The sequence below is a fragment of the Marisediminitalea oceani genome (genome assembly GCF_003731635.1).
Taxonomy (GTDB): Bacteria; Pseudomonadota; Gammaproteobacteria; order Enterobacterales; family Alteromonadaceae; genus Alteromonas; species Alteromonas oceani.
In genome coordinates, this window is the sequence record NZ_RCUA01000032.1 from 248039 (window position 1) to 264642 (window position 16604).

Below are 16604 nucleotides of genomic sequence, written 5' to 3' on the forward strand. Positions count from 1 at the left end.
TCGGATTTAGCGGTGCTGCGGGCTGGTATTTCTGATCATACGCACTTTGCTGTTGGGGATATTATAGAAAATTTCGAGGAAATTAATGGCGATGATTAAATTATATATACAGGCGTTAGTAACGCTACCACTCTTCGAGTTGCTGGAAGTCTTTGATTCGGTCCCGCTGTAGCGTGAGCGCTTCAAAGACGTCCTCAAAACTACGGTTGCTATCAGGCAGATTTGGCAACGCGAGATTAGCCTGGATAAAAAACTCGTCCGCAAAATCAGACCAGCCTTGTTGCCACCACTCTGTAATGATTCGTCTGTTTTGCTGCAAACGGGCGGAGCTGGGCAATTTGTCTGATTTTCTGGCGTTGATGTGCATCTTAGCAGGAAGCAGATTCCATAAATCGTTATTCGGCCATCGGGAAAATGGCATAGCGTGATCGATTGCATAACCCTCCGCCACGAGTTTTTTCCCCGACCAGCAACAGTTTACTTTTTCACTCTCAAGCAAAGCGTTTACCCGGCTTCTTACCCGCGCGGTGGTTCTGCGTGGATCTTCCCAGGTTAACGCTTTAAGCAAATCAGATTGAGAGAACGCCATCGCCTGTTTTGCCGTGTAGGTTTGCATTAATGCCGCCCACTCATTTACCAGCGAGGGCTCAATCCACACACTGAATCTGGCCAGCGAATCCCAGATACTTACCGGAATATAAAAACGCCCGAAGGATTTCATAAAGTCAGCATCAAGAACAACGCCACCAGAAGGTTTACTGGTGCGTTTACTCTCGACATGAAATATACCCTGCTCTGTGCCAGGCAGAGTAATGTATCGCACAGGCATATCCCGTATGGTGAACGTTACATCTTTCAGCGTTTGATATACCGCACGAGCAATATCGACATTCAGATAAGTGGCGCCGATATAAAAATCGTTAGCCGTAAAAGAGCGCAGTTCCTGCCATCCGCCCTTTTTAACAAACCCCAGTCCTTTATTCCGGTTGCTACTTTGGGGAATCTCAAAGTGATCGATCAGCGGTTTAAATAGCTTTATCCAGTAAAGAGCAACCAGTCCTACAGGTAATACCACATGCTCTTTGGTGCGTTCAAGAACCGCACCGGGATGACCCTCGGCAATTCTCAGCAAGGTACGCAACAAAGCAACTTTGTACGTCGAAGACTTATTATCGTTAACAATAATGTTGCGCAGCAGGGGGAATGCCCCCGAACCGTCATCAGGTAAGGTAAGTATTACCGTTTGCCAGTGAACATCATCCCGCCCCAACTCATCGGCATTGACCTGTTCGCTAAGCAACCGAAATGACAGACCAAACTTGCGGGCAAACCCCGAAAGCTCATCTGCTGACACCGGGTACATAGTGCGTTCGTCATGGTTCGCGCCATGACGCAACGAAATAATGATTTTTCCGTTAGCTTTTAGCAGGGAGCTAAGCTTACGAATACATCGCTCACGCTCAGAAGGCGCAATATGCATCCAGACAGCACTGATTAAAATCAGATCAAACTTTGTTTGCAGGCTGAACACCTGATTAAGCTCAGGCAGTTTGTCATTCAACCAGTGAATCGGCTGATTAACCACATATTGCTGGGCGCGTTCACGAATGCCATCAGCAGGTTCAACAGCAACAACACTCAATCCTTTATCAGCAAGAAAACGGGCATCGCGCCCTGACCCTGCGCCAATATCCAGCACAAAGCCTTTTTCAGGTATTTCAGAAAGCCAGTCGCCATGTACTTTTTCAAACGCTACGCTGTTATATTGATTAGCGAGTCTTTCAGCGTGAGTTGAATAGTATTTAATGTTTTCGGACAAAGGCTTGCTTCCTTGCTAGTTTGTTCAAAACAATCCAGTTAAATTTATATATTCAGCACAATACGAACAATGCAGTAAAAATGCAAAGTAAGTTCGATGTAGCCGCTACTCATCTAAACGCACCAAGCATAGAATCGAAATTTTTAATTATTTATGCATAAAACCTCCTGAAGTCCAGTTCCATCTTTATACAACATGTTAAACACTAAACTTGTATATTTGATCAGTAGTATGGATAATTGGACTAACAGTGTGATCGTTGATCACTCATTTGACCCAGAGTAAAGAAAATGACGAATAAATCAGATTTAGAGCTTATACAGCAGCTTCTGGAAATTTATGACCAAAAGGCGGTTGCAGAGTTTTTAAATGAAGTATCTCCTGACCGCTGGTGCAGAGAAACCCTGAACCGTTGGGTAAAAGGAAAAGCTTCACCAAAACTAACTCACAGCGAGTACCTTACATTAAAGGAACTTATACCCAGCCCTAAAGTTACAAAAGAAAACTGTGAGTTTAGATTCATCGATTTATTTGCCGGTATTGGCGGGATTAGGAAAGGTTTTGAGGATGCTGGCGGCTTATGCGTTCTGACCAGCGAGTGGAACAAATACGCAGTCAAAACTTATAAAGCCAACCACGGTAGTGACGAGAGTATTCATAAATTTAACGAAGATATTCGTCAGATCACCCTGTCTGAAGATGAAAGTATTTCAGAGGCAGAAGCATATGAGCATATAGAAAAAGAAATTCCGGAATATGACGTGCTTCTGGCAGGCTTTCCATGCCAGCCTTTCTCAATTGCCGGAGTATCCAAGAAAAACGCTATGGGTCGCGAGCATGGTTTTGAATGTAAGACTCAGGGAACACTGTTTTTTGATGTTGCGCGAATTATTGCCGCTACTAAACCTAAAGCCTTCGTGCTGGAAAATGTGAAGAACCTGAAAAGCCATGATAAAGGTAAAACTTTTCGAGTCATTATGGAGACTTTGAAAGAACTTGGTTACGAAGTGGCTGACGAACGGTATGAAGGAACGCAGGACCCTAAAATTATTGATGGCAAGCACTTTCTTCCTCAACACAGAGAACGTATTGTACTTGTTGGGTTCCGCAAGGATCTTAATGTCCATGACGACTTTTCATTGAAAGGTGTACTACAACAGAAACCCGAACAACCTGTGTCTCTCGGGCAAATACTCGACAAAGAAGTAGATGAGAAGTACATACTTACACCGAAGCTCTGGAAATACCTTTACGATTATGCCGCCAAGCATAAAGAAAAGGGGAATGGCTTTGGTTTCGGGTTGGTAAAAGAGAATTCTGTTGCAAGGACATTGTCGGCGAGATATTACAAGGATGGTTCCGAGATCCTTGTAGACAGAGGATGGGACTTTGAGAAAGGATTCGATGACGCGGAGAACCTTGAAAACAGACCCAGACGTCTTACTCCTTTGGAGTGTTCACGTTTAATGGGATTTAGCGCGCCCGGCTCAAGTGACTTTAAAATCCCGGTTTCAGACACCCAGGCTTACAAGCAATTCGGTAACTCGGTTGTAGTACCTGTCTTTGCAGCTGTAGCAAAGTTAATGAAACCCCGGATACTCCAGGCAATCATTAATGATAACCAGAAGAAAGTGGATGATGCTGCCTAGCAGATGACTGACGTTCACTCACCTAAAGTCCGTTCTAAAAATATGCGCGCTATTAAGGCGCGCAACACCAAACCTGAAATAAAAGTAAGAAAAGGCCTTCACAGGCTGGGCTTCAGATACACTTGCAATAAAACAAACCTTCCTGGTAAACCCGACCTGTATTTTAAAAAGTACAAATCGGTGATTCTCATAAACGGCTGCTTCTGGCATGGCCATAACTGCGACTTGTTTCACTGGCCTTCTGCAAAAAGAGAATTCTGGGTAAAAAAAATAACTGATACTCAAGAAAGAGATATGAGGAAGATCAATGAACTACTGGATCGAAACATCAAAGTCCTGTTAATTTGGGAGTGTTCATTGAAGCGCAAGGAACAGTTGGCTAATGCTATAGAAATGTCTGCTAACTGGCTTAAAAATCAGAACAATATATTTTCAGTGATTGATAAGGAAGGACTCCACAATGTACGAGAAATTGACAGATATTTTCGACGCAGTCGCAGTAAAGTACCTGACGGCAGTTGATGTAAAGCGTAATAACAGTAAATCTTCAGGTTCAAATCAGCATGAATTGGGGGGGCTTGTAAGCGCAGGTATAGGAAAGTATCTGGATCTGACACAAAACCACAACCACCTGAAATATAAAGCTACGATGGTCTATATAGGGTCACAAGATGAAGAGCCTATTGTTTGCAGAGACACGGTTACTTGGTATGACACCAGATATATGGCTCACGGCAGGGGTCCTGAATTCAGGCTTTACTATAAAACCAATGAAGTTTCTGAGTTATTTGAAGAGTCTGACTTTCTTCTTATAGCTGTCACCAAAGACAAGGAAATACTGCTGGTATTCACCCCCAAAGAATCAACCGTTGAAACTCAGTTAAGAACAATCTTCGGAGCCGGAAATATATCCGCTAATAATTCATTCAAAGAAGTGAAGATCCATCAGTCAGAATTAGCATTGCCGATTCAGACAATGCTGAGCCAGCTCGGCATTGAATTATATACCGAAGCAGATGAATCAAAAGAACTGCTGAAATCAATATTAGAAACTTTCGGGGAAAGATTTCCGAAAACCAGAGAGTTTTCAGATTTCACTCGCACTCATTTTTCTGAGTCGAATCCTATTGATGCCCCGGATGAAAGCCTTTTACAGTGGATGACCGGTGAAGAAACGCTGTTTCGAATTCTTGAACGTCATATCGTTGCCGAGCGATTAAAAAAGGGCTTTGGAGAGCATGGTGATGACGTCGATGAGTTCATTGGCTTCTCACTAAGCGTGCAAAATCGCAGAAAGTCCCGCGTGGGACATGCTTTTGAAAATCACATTGAAGAGATCTTATTGCAAAATTCCGTTTCCTTTGACCGTGGCAAGAAAACAGAGGGGAAGCAAACCCCGGATTTTTTATTTCCGGGCCAAAAACAATACCTCTCACCAGGTTTTGACTCTTCCCTGTTAAGAATGTTAGGGGCAAAAACCACTTGTAAAGAGCGTTGGAGACAAGTCTTAGCTGAAGCTAAAAGAATAGAACTAAAACACCTCATCACTCTGGAACCAGCAATTTCAGAAGATCAAACAAATCAAATGAGTGAAATGAATCTACAACTTGTTGTACCAGAAAATATTCAGCAAACGTATTCAAATCTTCAAAGACAAGACCTTATGTCTTTTAAAGAATTTATTGAAGAAGTGAAGCACACCCAATCCGCCTTATAATCTGTACTTGTAATAGCTCAGGTCTGAGCTAGTACAGCTCAGGCCCTCCTTTATAGTATTGAAATACCATTTTATTCAACAATAATCACAAATTCGGCGCACTTGGCGGTGACTACACATTGAAAAAGTCAACTCACTGTACAGAATTAAAGAGGGGCATGACTCAATCTGTATTTTCGTCCATGATAAAATCCACTGTTTCGCGAATATCCGGGGTAGCGTTTATAATTTTAATTGCTTTATAAGCCTTCATCCCTAATGATTTTATTGGTGAGGCTAACAAGGCACTTAAAAAACTGTGTGGGGAACTTTCAATTCCGGCAAAATCTAGCCTTATCTTCTTTTTTTGCTCAAGGGCAGGAAAGATTCTTTCATTTCTAAACCGTATCGCAGCTTCTTTGTCTTCAGCATAAAACCCAAAGTAGTTTGCTATATGAACATTGTAGTATTCATTTTTTTCGCTACCATCAGCTGCTTTTTGTTCTCGGAGCGCCTCTTCACGGAAGTTTTGTAGCATTTCATCTAATTTTTCCCCATGCTCCTCTCTACCAACCTTTATTGTTACAAGAACCAACGTGCCGGGCCAATAACTTTTAAGTTTCCGGTTGGTGATATCCCTTGGGGATATATGAACAATTCCATTTCCAGAAACTATATGCATTTCAGCATTCAGCCTTCGAACAATATTAGTTGACAAAAACAATCCTATTCCTGCGTTATTCTTATCTTTATATGGATCATTCCTACCAAAAGTGCCTGAAACTTTGGGCCTCATGGCATTCATTATTGCATCTTCATGACTCTCTTGCCCAGGAAATGCTTGCTCTAGATGCTCTTTGATTCCTATTCCGGAATCAGCAATTATGAATGATACCTCTCTCTTGTTTTTAAACCACGAAAATTGGCAGAGCGAAGGAATTCTGTAAGATTTTTTAGCATATTCATAATGGCTCTGGCCATGTTCTAATGTGTTATATAACAACTCAGAGAGCACATACCGAAGAGTTTTGGTAAACTCAACGTTAAAATCTTCGGTATATGACTCTGCGGCCTCAATCACCTTCTTGAAGTCAGCAGAGTTTCTAATTGCAAATAGTGGCTTATATTGATTGCCAATGAAGTTCTGATGCTCATGAGTCAATACAGTAAACGTCCCTCTAGCACCAAGTCGCCTAAACATCTCACTAGCACCGTTGATAGAGTCTGACTCCTCAAACTTCACCCTACAACCTTGTGATTTTAGTTTCCAAGCGTACAAGACGAGCAAAGATAGCGCTTGGTAATTTGCATTATTACATCTTGTAAGATCTATCGTGACATGTTTATTTTTATGACTCCAATCAAAGAAGCTTATTAAACTGTCGAAGTCATATGCACCTTGTTCCTTAAAACTGAAGCCATTGGGTACAGCTATTACTTCACTATTAGCAACGTACATCTGCTTCTTCAATCCTTTGAGAACGTCATTTGAATCCATTTTAAAGCACCCTTTTACTACTTTTATAAAATAGTACCCCGAAAAAGAACGTGACTACAAATGAGTGAATTGAAACTAAATCTGTCGAAAGGGAATCTTAAGAAGAAGAGAATCGGGCTGCAGCCGTTTAAAAATGGCGCACCCGATAGGATTACTCGGCGCGTCCTGCGCCTCGCCCTGCGGGCCGCGCTAAAGCGCGTTCAAAATTGCTCCCGGCAATTTTGTCGAACGAAGTTTCTCATCCACGGAATACTGCAGATACAAAAAAACCAGCACGAGGCTGGTTCTTTTGTATCTGGCGCACCCGATAGGATTCGAACCTATGACCTTTGCCTCCGGAGGGCAACGCTCTATCCAGCTGAGCTACGGGTGCATTCTGTTTAAACGGCTAGGAACCGTCTAGAGTGGCGCATTATAGGAGTTCATCTGGTTAATTTACAGTAAAAAATGAAAATGCCGGTGCTGATGTTTAAAAATCAGGCAAATTTGGCTTTTGCTTCGCGTTCTGAATTGGCTTAGTCTGGTTTTAACAATAAAGGATGTTAAGTGTATGTCTCGAATCTGGCAGGTTATTTTGTGTGTTTTTTTGGGTGCGCTGGTTTCACTCTCTGCCCTGGCTGATGAGCAAAGCGGTTTGGATTTTTACAACAATGTGTTCAGTGCCCCTCCATTGTTACCCAAGCAATACGCGTCTGATTGCCGCGCGCCGGACTGCATTGCGAACATCATGCCAGGCGCGACTATGCGCAGCCGCAAGCCAAACCCGGATTATATTACTGTTGAACAGTCTGGCACTGCTACCGGTTGGGAAGAACGGGTAGCCAGTGACTGGAACTACTTTAATATACCTGCCTCACTGGGCAAAATTACCGCTATCGATTTTGGCCCTACGCCCGATGGTACAGGCTATCGTTATCTGGCGAACGCCAATACCCAGGATGTACTTTATGAGCCATGGAGCTCCTCTAAAATTATGGCCTTTGCCGGGGCGCTGGCGACGATTGGCCGGGAAGTGAGTGCTTCTACTCTGGTGGGTGATGTAAAGCTGGGCGATCTTATCACCAGTGTTAACAGTTATGCGCCGTCGGGTAAGGCAGATGGCAACTCCAATGCCATTGCCACCTACTTTGCCAACATTGCCGGGCGGGAATTTTTAACCGGCTTATTTCATGATAAATGGCTTAACATGAACAATCCGGCTATTCGCTTTCGGGGGGCTTATGGGCCTACTGCGTTTGATCCTGGCGCTGCGGAGTGGCAGTTCGATTTACATAATAAGCTTGCGGTGAAGCCGTTTGCAGAGGCCAGCGACGATCCTTTCTATCAGTCTTACCGCTGCGATGGGTGTGGTTTAACCGGCAATAAGCCCATGACAACGCTAGCCCAGGCTGAGTTTTTAAAGCGCATGGTTACCCATAATTCAGAGCCACAAACCCGCTTACCGGGCTTTAGGACTTCTCACCTTGATATGCTCTTATATGGTAATGGCCATAGTAATTCGGTGGTCGATGCCGGCGGCATGCAGGCGGGTATCGGCGTACTGTTGGCCCGGGCGATTGCTGATGCGCTGGCGCCTGGTTCTGATACTCCGGCAAAAGAGGTATTGGATGAATTAACTGGCGGCAGATGGCGTATTTTTCAGAAAATTGGTGCCGGGCCCAGTGAAACCCGCAACCAAAGCGAAACGGTTTTACTGGCGCATGTGATCTTGCAGCTAAATGGAAAGCTCATACGGGAGTTTACGCTGGCCGTGCAAACCGAGGTGCCTGGAGCCAGTGAAGCCGGTGTTGGCCGGGCTGGCAAAAAAATGCAACAGTTGCTGAATATTGCCATGGCCCAATTGCTTGGCGAAAAGTCATCTAAAATGGCTGCCCGACAGTAAAAAATAGTTGCCCGTAAGCGACACTGCGGCAAAAAAACCGATTTTTATTGGCTTTTTGTCGGATAAGGACTAATCAATTAGTCTCAAACAGTTGTCGCGGCTGGATTAACCTTTATAATCATGCGGATTATTTATTTTTCAGACCAAAATTGCCTGGAGACGATTGTGAAATTAAAAACGTGGTTAGGTATGGGCGCTGTAGTACTGGCAGCTTTTGCGGTAAACGCTCAGGAAATGTCAGACGAGGCGATCAAAGAGCGTATTAAGCCAGTTGGCTCTGTGCACGTTGCAGGCGCTGCGGCTGCTGCACCAGCTGGTGCAATGTCGGGTGAAGACGTATTTAACAAAGCTTGTGTTGCTTGTCACGCTGCCGGTGTACTGGGTGCACCTCGTGTAAACAACGCGGCTGACTGGGCACCTCGCCTGGAAAAAGGTTTCGACGCAGTATTAGCCAATGCGATTAACGGCTTTAATGCAATGCCTCCTCGTGGTACCTGTGCCAGCTGTAGCGATGACGACATCAAAGCAGCCATTGAGTACATGACCGAAGAGCTATAACGCTCGGTAACACTGACAACCTGCATGTTTTGCGCATATTCGGCGCATTTCGATACCAAAACTGCAGGTTGTTGGTGAGTACATTCCCTCCAAAGCTCTGGCAAAATTATCCACAATAGAGTAAGTTATTCGTTTTACTCTAGCGGATTGCCGGCTGCTGTTTTTTTATGTCATCTGAGCCAACAAAATACGAGTTGTCAGAAGCGGAATTAAGAGAGCTTATCCCGCAGCTGCAGCAGTTAACTGATAAATACAAACGTGCTGAACGAGTTCAGACAGCACTGTTTAACATATCAGAGCTGGCCAGTTCCGTTAGCAATCTGTCTCGCCTCTATCCTGCTATTCATGAAATCATCGCTGACTTTATGGATGCGGAGAACTTTTTTGTTGCCTTTTACTCGCCTGATACCACCATGGTGGACATGGCCTACTTTGTTGATGAATTCGATGAACAGGTGGTTAAGCAACTGCCCGCCGAAGAACTAAAGAAAGGCCTTACCGGCTATATTCTTGAGTCGGGTAATCACGTTTTCTACCGCAATGAAAACCAGGACGAGTTTGATAAAGACCATAAAGTTGAGCTGATTGGCAGTCAGCCCCACCAGCTTTTAGGCGTACCGTTAAAACGTGGCAGCCAGGTCATTGGTGCCATGGTGGTACAAACCTACGACGATAACGTGAGCTACACCCAGGAAGATCTGGAAGTATTACTGTTTGTTTCCCAGCACATTGTCACCACCGTCGACCGGGTAAAAAACCGCGAGCTCACCGAGCGAACTATTCGTGAGCGTACCCGTCAGTTACGCCAGATCAACGACGACCTGCAGGAAGAAATCCTCGAGCGCCAGAAAGTTGAGGCGCTGCAGCAGGCCCTGTTTGAGATCTCTGAGCTGTCGGCCAACGCCAGCCGCAACATGGACTCTTTCTACTCTAGCTTGCATGAAATTATTGCCCGGCTGATAAGCGCGCCTAACTGCTATATTGCTATCCTCGATGAATCTAAGCAGTTCCTGAACTTCCCCTATTTCAGCGATACTCAGGATGATACGCCGGGAACCCGGCCCTTGGGCTTTGGCTTAACCGAGTTTGTTATTCGCCGTGGTCAGGCGGAGCTGATTGATCCGTCGCGTATTTTATCGCTCACCGAAGACGGCGAGATCGACGTTACCGTGGCTCAGCGTATTTTAAAGCAGGCCAACTCCTGGCTGGGCTCCCCGCTAATTATTGATGGCGAGGTGTATGGGGTGATTGCCGTACAAACCTATGGTAAATCAGCCAAGTACACCCCGCGCGATTTAGAGTTAATGCGCTTTGTGTCGCACCATATTGCCGTTGCGTTGGAGCGTAAATTCCGCGCAGAGGCTATGCATGCTTACAGCGAACAGCTGGAAGAGCGGGTTAAAGAGCGCACTACCGAGCTTAACCGGGCCAATGATGTGCTGCGCCAGCAAATTGAAGAGCGTAAGGAAATAGAGCGCAAGCTTATCCACGACGCCCATCACGATACCCTTACCGACCTGCCTAACCGCTCGATGTTTGCCAGCCGACTGGAGCTGGCCATTGCCTATAAACAGCGCTATCCGGAAAACCTGTTTGCGGTACTGTTTATCGATTTAGACCGGTTTAAAATTATTAACGATACCCTTGGCCACCATGCCGGCGATGAATTCTTAATTGAGGTATCCAAGCGGATTACCAAGTGTATCCGGGGCCACGATTTACTGGCCCGACACGGCGGCGACGAATTTGTGCTGCTGCTGGATAACTTTGAATATACCTCCGACGTGGAAGAAATCTCCGCGCGCATTATCGACTCGATTTCGGAGCCGTTTATTCTGGACGACAAAGAGATGTATTCCGGCGCCAGTATTGGTATTGCCCATGTAGAAACCTATTACCGCAGCGCCGATGAAGTGATCCGCGACGCCGACGCCGCCATGTATCAGGCCAAATCGCTGGGCCGTGGCCGTTTGGTGATATTCGATAAGAGTATGCGCGAGCGTCTGCTGGAAGAGCTGGAGCTGGAAAACGAATTTCGCCGTTCACTGCGCGACCGGGAGTTTGAATGCTACCTGCAGCCGGTTATTAATCTCAACACCAGGCAGCCGCTGTATCACGAGATTTATGTGCGCTGGGTGCATCCGTCGCTGGGTAAAATCTCCCGCGAGCAGTTCCGTCAGGTAGCTGAGCAAAGTGGCTTAATTCTGGAGCTGGATCTGTATCAGTTGCGGGCTGCCTGCGAATTACTGAAAACCTGGCCGGACGCCGAACGGGCAGGTTACGAGCCAAAGATTGCGGTGAATGTATCCATTAACCACTTATTGCAGAGCTCACTGGTACAAAAAATTCTTAACGTCATCAGCGAAGCCGGAGTATCGCCCGCGGCATTGGTATTTGAGTTCGACGAAAACGATCTGAACCGCCGGTCACAATACATTTTACCGGCGATTAAGAAGCTCAAACGCGCCGGTGTTACGCTGGTGCTGGATAACTTTGGTAGCGGCCTGGCCTCGCTGAGCTATTTATTCTCTTACCCGTTTGATTACATCAAGATTGATCACCGCTTTATTAAATCACTGCCGCGTTCGCTGCGTAATTTAAAGCTGATCCAGTCGGTTATGCTGATTTCCGGGCACCTCAAGTTCGACGTAATTGCCGAAGGTATCAACAGCTACTCCCAGCTTGAGGCGTTAACCGAAATTGAATGTATTTATGGCCAGGGCAAGTACCTGGAAAGCTCGCAGTTACTGCCGGCGCTGAACCAGTCGAGCGCCTAAGACTTACCCAGCATCTCGCGGATATTGGCAATGCTGGCCTGGCCTTTTTGCTGGCGCTCCTCGGCGGTGACCTTGCGTTTTTTCTCTTCCCATTCCAGATCGTCGGTTGGCAGCTCGTATAAGAAACGGCTGGGCTCCGGCTGAATAACTTCGCCAAACTGACGGCGCTCTTTCGACAAGGTAAAAATCAGCTCGCGCTGGGCACGGGTGATCCCCACGTAAGCCAGGCGGCGCTCTTCTTCTACGTTATCCTCATCAATACTGCTCTGATGTGGCAGCAGGCCTTCTTCCATGCCTACCAGAAACACAATGGGAAACTCCAGACCTTTGGAGGCATGTAAGGTCATAAGCTGCACCTGGTCAGCCTCGGCTTCTTCTTCGCCGCGCTCCATCATGTCCCTTAAGATTAAGCGGTTAACCACTTCCGGTAAGGTCATGGGTGCGTTAAGCTCATCACCCTCGAGCATATCGGTTACCCAGCCAAACAACGTACTCACATTGGCCATGGCCATTTCGGCGGCCTTGGGGCTGGTGCTGTGCTCATAGAGCCACTCTTCGTAGCTCATGGCGCGGATCATGTTGCGAAGTACCGCTGCGGTATCGCCGCGCATCGCTTCGTCGGAAAGCGACACAATCCAGCGCGCAAAGTTATGCACGGCCAGATAGCCTTTGCCGCTCAGTACTGAATTAAGGTTGTCGTGGCAGGCAGCCTCAAACATCGACACACCCAGTTCATTCGCAAAGTTACCCAGCTTTTCCAGCGTGGCGCGGCCAATCCCCCGGCTGGGCGTATTAATCACGCGCAGCAGCGCGTTGTCGTCATCCTGATTCACCAGCAAGCGCAGGTAAGCCATGATGTCTTTTACTTCGGTACGGCCAAAGAACGACATCCCGCCGCTGATTTTGTAAGGAATACGGTTACTCATCAGCAGCTTTTCAAACAGCCGGCTCTGGTGGTTACCGCGATACAAAATCGCGTAATCCTTAAATTTGGTGCGATTAGTAAATTTATGCGCCAGCAGTTCGGCTACCACCCGCTCGGCTTCATGTTCTTCGTTTTTGGCCATTAGCACCCGTAGCGGCACACCGTAGTCCAGAGCCGAGAACAGGGTTTTGTCGAACATGTGCGGGTTGTTCTGAATAAGAATGTTAGCGCAGTGCAGAATACGCCCTGAAGAACGGTAGTTTTGCTCCAGCTTGATCACTCTTAAGCGGGGAAAGTCTTGCTGCAACAAATTCAGGTTTTGCGGCCGCGCACCACGCCAGGAGTAAATCGACTGGTCATCGTCGCCCACCACGGTAAACCGGGCCCGTTCGCCCACCAGCAGTTTTACCAGTTCGTACTGACTGGTGTTGGTATCCTGATACTCATCCACCAGCAGATAGCGGATTTTGCTTTGCCATTTGGTGCGGGCTTTTTCATCCACTTTGAGCAGCAGCGTGGGCAGCATGATCAAATCATCAAAATCCAGCGCATTGTAGGCGCGCAGATGGTTCTGATACTGCTGATAATACTCAGCAAACTCTTTTTCGCCCTGACTCACCGCCTGCTTTAGCAGTATTTCCGGGGTTAACAGATCGTTTTTCCAGTTGGAGATGCAGCTTTGCAGTAATTTGAGCTGATCTTTATCGCCGTCGAGTGAGTGGGCGGTGAGGTCGTCCAGCAGCGCCATGCTGTCTTTATCGTCAAACAGTGAGAAACCGGCCTTTAGGCCGAGCGCTTTCACTTCTGACTTAATAATATTTAAGCCCAGGGTGTGAAACGTAGAGACTTTCAGGCCTCTGGCTTCTACTTTACCCAGGGTCTGCCCTACCCGCTCTTTCATCTCCCGCGCCGCTTTGTTGGTAAAGGTAACCGCGGCGATATAGCGGGCCGGCATGTCGCACTGGCGCACCAGATGAGCAATTTTGTTGGTGATCACCCGGGTTTTACCACTGCCGGCACCGGCGAGTACCAGGCATGGGCCGGATACAAAGGTAACAGCGGATTCTTGGGCGGGATTAAGCTTCATTAACGGGTATTCTCAACAACAAAGGGAAATGGCAACGGTAAAAGCGGTATTGTAATCGACCCATGCCCAGAATCCGAGTACTGATTGTATTGCATCGCTGTGGAAGTGTTTTAGAATAACCCGGCCAATTTATGTATTTGCCAAGGAAACGCCATGTTAGATCCTAAAAAACTTGAAGATATTGCACGCCAGATTGCCGACTCGGTACCGCCAGGCGTTAAAAACATGGCCGAAGAAGCCGAAGGTAAAATTAAACAGGTGCTGCAGTCACAATTATCCAAACTGGATCTGGTGACCCGCGAAGAGTTTGATATTCAAACCCAGGTGTTAATTAAAACCCGGGAAAAGCTGGAAGCGATGGAAGTGCGCCTGGCCGCTTTGGAAGCCGAGCAAGCTGCCGACGACTAAGCCTGCCCCAGCACAATTAAATCCATAATCAGCCCCAGCGCAATCACCAGCCCCACGTAGTGATTATCTAAAAAGGCCTTAAAACAGGCCTCGCGCTGGCGGTGACGAATATTGTAGTGCTGATGAATAAACAGCGCAGCGGCTCCCACCAGGCCAGCATAAGCGAACACGCCAAGGTTATTGAGCATAAAAACCGCCGCCAGTAACAACAGGGTGATAACTTCCAGCAGCGCCACAATCAGTTTGTCCATGCGGCCAAACAAAATGGCACTCGACTTGATACCGATAATCACATCATCGTCGCGGTCGACCATGGCGTACATGGTGTCGTAAGCGATTGTCCACAGTAAATTCGCCACAAACAGTAGCCAGCCCCAGGCCGGAATGTCGCCTCTTACCGCCATCACCGCCATGGGAATAGCCCAGCCATAGGCAGCACCTAATACTGCCTGTGGCAAGTAGGTATAGCGCTTCATAAACGGATAGGCCGAGGCCAGCAGCAGTGCTACGCAGGAGAGCAAAATGGTTGCCCAGCTCAGTTGCAGCACAATCAGAAAGGCAATCAGGATGAGGGCACCAAACAGTTGTAAGGCTTCACGCTCGGTGACGTGCCCGGCCACCAGCGGGCGCTCATTGGTGCGTTTTACCGCGCCATCTACGTGGCGGTCGGCGTAATCGTTAATTACGCAGCCTGCCGAACGCATTACTACCACACCGAGGGTAAATAGGATCAGCTCTTTCAGCGGCGGCATACCGCCAGCAGCCAGCATTAATGCCCACAGGGTTGGCCACAGCAACAAATAGATACCAATCGGCTTATCGAGCCGCATGAGTTTGGCGTAGTGAGGAAAGTTTTGCAGGGTCAGCGTCATGTTTTGGCATACCAGCGCGCAGTGAAGACGCCGGAAGTTTAACATTGCCAGCAACGCCGAGACAATCCACCATCCGCCTTTAGTCTAAAGTTAGGTTGTGCGCTGTGGTTGTCTCAACTAGAATTTAGCTAATTGAATTTTATGGATAACCTTAATGAAGCAGTTTCTTCGGCTGATTGTGTTACTTGGCATGCTCGCGCCTTTTTCTAATGCCTCAGCACAGGATCAACCGTCTTATGCCTACATTGGTATTGAACCTGAGATTGTCACCAATTATCTGGGTCCTAGTGCCACTAAGCTGGGCTATGTACGGGTAATGATCGAAATTATGGTTTCGGATGTCGACCAGCTCGAACTGGTAGAACACCATATGCCGCTGCTGCGTGCTACCGCCATTGAGATTTTTGGTCGTCAGCCGGAAGAGAAGGTTAAATCACTTACCGGCCGTGAAGACATTCGCCGTGCCGTGCTGGCCGCACTGCAGGATCACATGCTGCAGGAAACTGGCGCCAAGGTAATTAAAGACATTATCTTTACCAAGTACCTGCATCAAAAATAGCGTTACAGCTACCGGGCAGTTGGTTTACCGCTGCCCAGCGTTAGCAGCCAGGCCATCACACACCCTGAGATCAAGCCGGCCGTATGCGCCGCGTTAGCCATATTGACCCACAGTACATCAGCAAAACCCAATAACAGCCATACCAGCATAAAGCCAACAATGGCTTTGGGCAGATAAAGCCCCCATTGTGGCCGCAACCAGCCGGTGATCCACACAAAGCCCACCAGGCCGTACACCACACCAGAGAGCCCACCAAAATTCGGCCCTGATACAATCAGCTGGGCCAGGTTACTCACCAGCGCAGTCACCACAAACAAAATGATAATAAAACTGCTGCCAAACTTGCGCTCTACCTGGGAGCCAAGCATGCTCCACCACAGCAGGTTAAAAATAAAATGCAGTACACTGAAATGAATAAAGGCCGGCCCTAACAGGCGCCACCATTCATGGTTTTGCAGCAGATTACCGAGCGGCATTATCATCAGCGCGGCGGCAATAGGCTGGAACAGGCCCACCAGTGACGCGCCGAATATCAGGGTACAAAGGATAAGAATAACACCGGTGACCGGCGCGCGGCGCAGGGAAACGAGCCAACGGCGCATGCTGCTGCCCTGGGCCTGCTCTACCGGCACATCGGTTCGCTCAGAGTGCTGCCAGGCCGCCTGCTGATACTTTGGATCATTAGGGGCCTGAATAAACGCCTGGCAAATTTCCATGGCACGTGCGTGGTCGTTATCGTTGCCGAGCACCAGCACGTACTGGTCTTCTTCCGGCACATGATGAACCTGCACCGGGATCTGTTGGGATTTCAGGTAACTGGCCAGTGAGTCAGCATAACGCAGCTGACTGATTGCAATCAGTGGTTTTGCCACAA

General features: G+C 47.4%; 13 protein-coding genes and 1 tRNA gene. 8 read left to right on the forward strand and 6 right to left on the reverse strand.

Annotation, left to right across the window (positions count from 1 at the left end; all coding sequences use genetic code 11):
* Positions 1-124 precede the first annotated feature (124 nt).
* Positions 125-1819 (reverse strand): class I SAM-dependent methyltransferase, encoded by a 1695-nt coding sequence (locus tag D9T21_RS10575; RefSeq protein WP_123324901.1) that lies wholly within the window; start codon positions 1817-1819, stop codon positions 125-127.
* A gap of 290 nt (positions 1820-2109) precedes the next feature.
* On the opposite strand from D9T21_RS10575, the gene dcm reads away from it, so the two are divergent.
* The 3 genes from dcm to D9T21_RS10590 are packed head-to-tail and all read left to right on the forward strand — an operon-like array spanning position 2110 to position 5185.
* Positions 2110-3468 carry a DNA (cytosine-5-)-methyltransferase gene (gene dcm / locus D9T21_RS10580; RefSeq protein ID WP_123324902.1) on the forward strand — a complete coding sequence of 453 codons (1359 nt, stop codon included), beginning with the start codon at positions 2110-2112 and terminating at the stop codon, positions 3466-3468.
* Positions 3469-3471: 3 nt separating this feature from the next.
* Complete coding sequence (locus D9T21_RS10585) at positions 3472-3990, forward strand: very short patch repair endonuclease (RefSeq protein ID WP_123324903.1); 519 nt, start codon at positions 3472-3474, stop codon at positions 3988-3990.
* Complete coding sequence (locus tag D9T21_RS10590) at positions 3929-5185, forward strand: type II restriction endonuclease (protein WP_123324904.1); 1257 nt, start codon at positions 3929-3931, stop codon at positions 5183-5185. The genes D9T21_RS10585 and D9T21_RS10590 overlap by 62 nt, the downstream gene beginning before the upstream one ends.
* Positions 5186-5348: 163 nt before the next feature.
* On the opposite strand, the gene D9T21_RS10595 is transcribed toward D9T21_RS10590, so the two are convergent.
* Both D9T21_RS10595 and D9T21_RS10600 read right to left on the reverse strand, forming a co-directional pair.
* Positions 5349-6662, reverse strand: coding sequence for an STAS-like domain-containing protein (locus D9T21_RS10595; protein WP_123324905.1), 1314 nt, complete (start codon positions 6660-6662; stop codon positions 5349-5351).
* A 296-nt stretch (positions 6663-6958) separates the two neighbouring features.
* Positions 6959-7035: transfer RNA gene (locus tag D9T21_RS10600), tRNA-Arg, on the reverse strand.
* A 177-nt stretch (positions 7036-7212) separates the two neighbouring features.
* On the opposite strand from D9T21_RS10600, the gene D9T21_RS10605 reads away from it, so the two are divergent.
* From D9T21_RS10605 to D9T21_RS10615, 3 genes are all read left to right on the forward strand, one after another.
* Positions 7213-8544: a hypothetical protein gene (locus D9T21_RS10605; protein WP_123324906.1), complete on the forward strand. Its 1332-nt coding sequence runs from the start codon at positions 7213-7215 to the stop codon at positions 8542-8544.
* A gap of 165 nt (positions 8545-8709) precedes the next feature.
* Positions 8710-9102, forward strand: a complete 393-nt coding sequence (locus D9T21_RS10610; RefSeq protein WP_105934857.1) for a c-type cytochrome — start codon at positions 8710-8712, stop codon at positions 9100-9102.
* A gap of 167 nt (positions 9103-9269) precedes the next feature.
* Positions 9270-11879 carry a sensor domain-containing diguanylate cyclase gene (locus D9T21_RS10615; protein ID WP_123324907.1) on the forward strand — a complete coding sequence of 870 codons (2610 nt, stop codon included), beginning with the start codon at positions 9270-9272 and terminating at the stop codon, positions 11877-11879.
* Here D9T21_RS10615 and rep read toward each other — a convergent pair.
* Complete coding sequence (rep, locus tag D9T21_RS10620) at positions 11876-13891, reverse strand: DNA helicase Rep (RefSeq protein ID WP_123324908.1); 2016 nt, start codon at positions 13889-13891, stop codon at positions 11876-11878. The genes D9T21_RS10615 and rep overlap by 4 nt on opposite strands.
* Positions 13892-14044: 153 nt before the next feature.
* On the opposite strand from rep, the gene ubiK reads away from it, so the two are divergent.
* Complete coding sequence (ubiK, locus tag D9T21_RS10625) at positions 14045-14299, forward strand: ubiquinone biosynthesis accessory factor UbiK (protein ID WP_123324909.1); 255 nt, start codon at positions 14045-14047, stop codon at positions 14297-14299.
* On the opposite strand, the gene ubiA is transcribed toward ubiK, so the two are convergent.
* Positions 14296-15171 (reverse strand): 4-hydroxybenzoate octaprenyltransferase, encoded by an 876-nt coding sequence (gene ubiA / locus D9T21_RS10630; protein ID WP_123324910.1) that lies wholly within the window; start codon positions 15169-15171, stop codon positions 14296-14298. The two genes, ubiK and ubiA, sit on opposite strands and share 4 nt — an antisense overlap.
* Positions 15172-15325: 154 nt before the next feature.
* On the opposite strand from ubiA, the gene D9T21_RS10635 reads away from it, so the two are divergent.
* Positions 15326-15730 (forward strand): flagellar basal body-associated protein FliL, encoded by a 405-nt coding sequence (locus tag D9T21_RS10635; protein ID WP_123324911.1) that lies wholly within the window; start codon positions 15326-15328, stop codon positions 15728-15730.
* 8 nt (positions 15731-15738) lie between these two features.
* Here the strand turns inward: D9T21_RS10635 and glpG are convergent, their stop codons facing one another.
* The gene (gene glpG, locus D9T21_RS10640) at positions 15739-16602 is read right to left on the reverse strand and encodes a rhomboid family intramembrane serine protease GlpG (protein WP_123324912.1); all 864 of its coding nucleotides are present in this window, start codon (positions 16600-16602) and stop codon (positions 15739-15741) included.
* Between the last annotated feature and the right edge of the window lie 2 nt (positions 16603-16604).